The organism is Salibaculum sp., from assembly GCF_035270045.1.
GTDB lineage: Bacteria > Pseudomonadota > Alphaproteobacteria > Rhodobacterales > Rhodobacteraceae > Salibaculum.
The window spans coordinates 1-2,432 of record NZ_DATFIP010000090.1; the positions used below are offsets into that span (position 1 = coordinate 1).

The 2,432-nt window shown below is 64.6% G+C and carries 4 protein-coding genes; all 4 read right to left on the minus strand.

What is annotated here, in order from left to right; genetic code table 11:
• Positions 1–223: 223 nt before the first annotated feature.
• Genes VJ897_RS15205 through rpsJ form a run of 4 tightly spaced genes read right to left on the minus strand, consistent with a single transcriptional unit; the run spans position 224 to position 2,295 of the window.
• Positions 224–520 (minus strand): 50S ribosomal protein L23, encoded by a 297-nt coding sequence (locus VJ897_RS15205; protein WP_324056655.1) that lies wholly within the window; start codon positions 518–520, stop codon positions 224–226.
• Positions 517–1,134, minus strand: coding sequence for a 50S ribosomal protein L4 (gene rplD, locus VJ897_RS15210; RefSeq protein ID WP_324056656.1), 618 nt, complete (start codon positions 1,132–1,134; stop codon positions 517–519). The genes VJ897_RS15205 and rplD overlap by 4 nt, the downstream gene beginning before the upstream one ends.
• Positions 1,131–1,973: a 50S ribosomal protein L3 gene (gene rplC, locus VJ897_RS15215; protein ID WP_324056657.1), complete on the minus strand. Its 843-nt coding sequence runs from the start codon at positions 1,971–1,973 to the stop codon at positions 1,131–1,133. Before rplC ends, rplD begins: the two co-directional genes overlap by 4 nt.
• A 13-nt stretch (positions 1,974–1,986) precedes the next feature.
• Complete coding sequence (gene rpsJ / locus VJ897_RS15220; protein WP_104018654.1) at positions 1,987–2,295, minus strand: 30S ribosomal protein S10; 309 nt, start codon at positions 2,293–2,295, stop codon at positions 1,987–1,989.
• Between the last annotated feature and the right edge of the window lie 137 nt (positions 2,296–2,432).

The window sequence follows — 2,432 nt, forward strand, 5'->3', positions numbered from 1 at the left end:
CTGGCCCGGCGTCGTCGGCTTGTACGACTTGAGTGCCATGCTTTCTGTCTTCCGTTTGCAAACGCGACCCATGACAGGCCGCTATGTAATGCGGGGTGTATCCCCGCGGATCATGTAGGGCCCCTGAGGTCCCCGGCTCACGGAAACGGGCCGCTCGCGCCACGCGTTTCCGGAATGAACGCAGCCCCGGACAATCCCGGGGCTGCGCGGATGAGGCCTCTTATTAGAGGCCAGTCGTCACGTCAATGGTGTTGCCCTCTTCGAGCGTGACATAGGCTTTCTTGACGTCCTTGCGCGTGCCCTTGATGCCGCGAAAGCGCTTCTGCTTGCCCTTGGTGATCGACGTGTTCACCGCCTTCACCTTGACCCCGAACAGCGCCTCGACGGCGTCCTTGATCTGCGGCTTGTTGGCGTCGATGGCCACCTCGAAGACGACGGCGCCGGTCTCGCTGGCCATCGTCGCCTTTTCGGTGATGACCGGCTTGCGGATCACGTCGTAATGTTCTGCCTTGGCACTCATTTCAGTCGAGCCTCCAGTGCTTCGACACCCGCCCTGGTGATCACGAGCGTGTCACGCTTGAGGATGTCATAGACGTTCGCGCCGACGCTGGGCAGCACATCGAGGCCCTCGATGTTGCGCGCTGCGCGGGCAAAGTCCTCGTTGACCTGTGCGCCGTCGATGACAAGCGCGCGCTTCCAGCCGAGATCCTTGACCTGGCGCGCCAGGGTCCGGGTCTTGCCGTCGCTGGCCGCGTCCTCGATCACCACGAGTTCACCGGCCTGCGCCTTGGCCGAGAGCGCGTGCCTGAGGCCAAGCTTGCGCACCTTCTTGGGCAGCTCATGCGCATGGCTGCGCGGGGTCGGGCCCTTGTAGATGCCCCCCTTGCGGAAGATCGGCGCATTGCGGTCGCCGTGGCGTGCGCCGCCGGTGCCCTTCTGGCGATATATCTTCTTGCTGGAATAGCTGGTTTCCGACCGGGTCTTGACCTTGTGCGTGCCGGCCATCGCCTTGTTGCGCTGCCAGCGGACGACGCGGTGCAGGATATCGGAACGGGGCTCCAGGCCGAAGATGTCTTCGCCCAGATCGACCGAGCCGGCGGTGCCGCCGTCCAGTTTGATCACGTCGAGTTTCATTCTTCGCTGTCCTTCTTCTCGGCCTCGATTTCGGCCTCGGCCTCCTCGAGCGCGGCCGCTTCTGCAGCGGCTTGCTCCTCGGCGAGGCGCTTGGCTTCGGCCTCTTCCTCGGCAGCGGCCTGGGCGGCGGCCTCTTCAGCGGCACGGCGCGCCTCTTCCGCGGCCGATTTCAGCGCCGCGGGCAGGATGGCGGTCTCGGGGAACGGCTTTTTCACCGCATCCTTGATCGTCACCCAGCCGCCTTTCGAGCCGGGAACCGCACCCTTGATCATGATCAGGCCGCGCTCGGCATCGGTGCGCACCACCTGCAGGTTCTGCGTGGTGACGCGCGCGGCCCCCATGTGGCCGGCCATCTTCTTGCCCTTGAACACCTTGCCGGGGTCCTGGCACTGACCGGTGGAGCCGTGGCTGCGGTGGCTGATCGAGACGCCGTGCGTGGCCTCGAGCCCGCGGAAATTGTGCCGCTTCATGCCACCGGCGAAACCCTTGCCGATCGAGGTGCCCGATACATCGACGAACTGGCCCTCGAAATAATGGTCGGCGGTGATCTCCTCGCCCACGTCGATCAGGTTCTCGGGCGCGACGCGGAATTCCGCGACGCGGCGCTTGGGCTCGACCTTGGCGGCGGCGAAATGGCCGCGCATGGCCTGGCTCGTGCGTTTGGCCTTGGCCGTGCCGGCGCCGAGTTGCACGGCCGAATAGCCGTGTTTCTCAGGGGTGCGCTGGGCCACCACCTGAAGCTTGTCGAGTTGCAGGACGGTCACCGGCACCTGCCGTCCGTCCTCCATGAAAAGCCGGGTCATCCCGACCTTCTTCGCGATCACACCAGAGCGCAACATCACCTTGCCCTCCTCAAACCGAAATCTGCACGTCCACGCCCGCCGCGAGATCGAGCTTCATCAGCGCGTCCACGGTCTGCGGGGTGGGGTCGACAATATCGAGAAGCCGCTTGTGAGTGCGGATCTCGAACTGGTCACGGGATTTCTTGTTCACGTGGGGACCACGCAGAACGGTGTATTTCTCGATCTTGTTCGGCAGGGGGATCGGCCCGCGCACCTGCGCGCCGGTCCGCTTGGCAGTATTGACGATTTCCTGCGTGCTGGCATCCAGCACGCGGTAATCGAACGCCTTGAGCCGAATGCGAATGTTCTGGCCTTGCATTGGTTGAGCCTTTCGCGGCTTTGGAGTTGATAGGAGGGAGGCCGGGCCGCCCGGCCTCCCTCGTCGAACCCTGGGGTAGATTACTCGATGATCTTTGCCACGACGCCGGCGCCGACGGTGCGGCCGCCTTCGCGGAT

Bases quoted from the DNA above. Each gene is read 5' to 3' on its own strand.
- VJ897_RS15205 (WP_324056655.1), bottom strand. From the start codon at position 520: ATGAGTGCCAAGGCAGAACATTACGACGTGATCCGCAAGCCGGTCATC.
- rplD (WP_324056656.1), bottom strand. From the start codon at position 1,134: ATGAAACTCGACGTGATCAAACTGGACGGCGGCACCGCCGGCTCGGTC.
- rplC (WP_324056657.1), bottom strand. From the start codon at position 1,973: ATGTTGCGCTCTGGTGTGATCGCGAAGAAGGTCGGGATGACCCGGCTT.
- rpsJ (WP_104018654.1), bottom strand. From the start codon at position 2,295: ATGCAAGGCCAGAACATTCGCATTCGGCTCAAGGCGTTCGATTACCGC.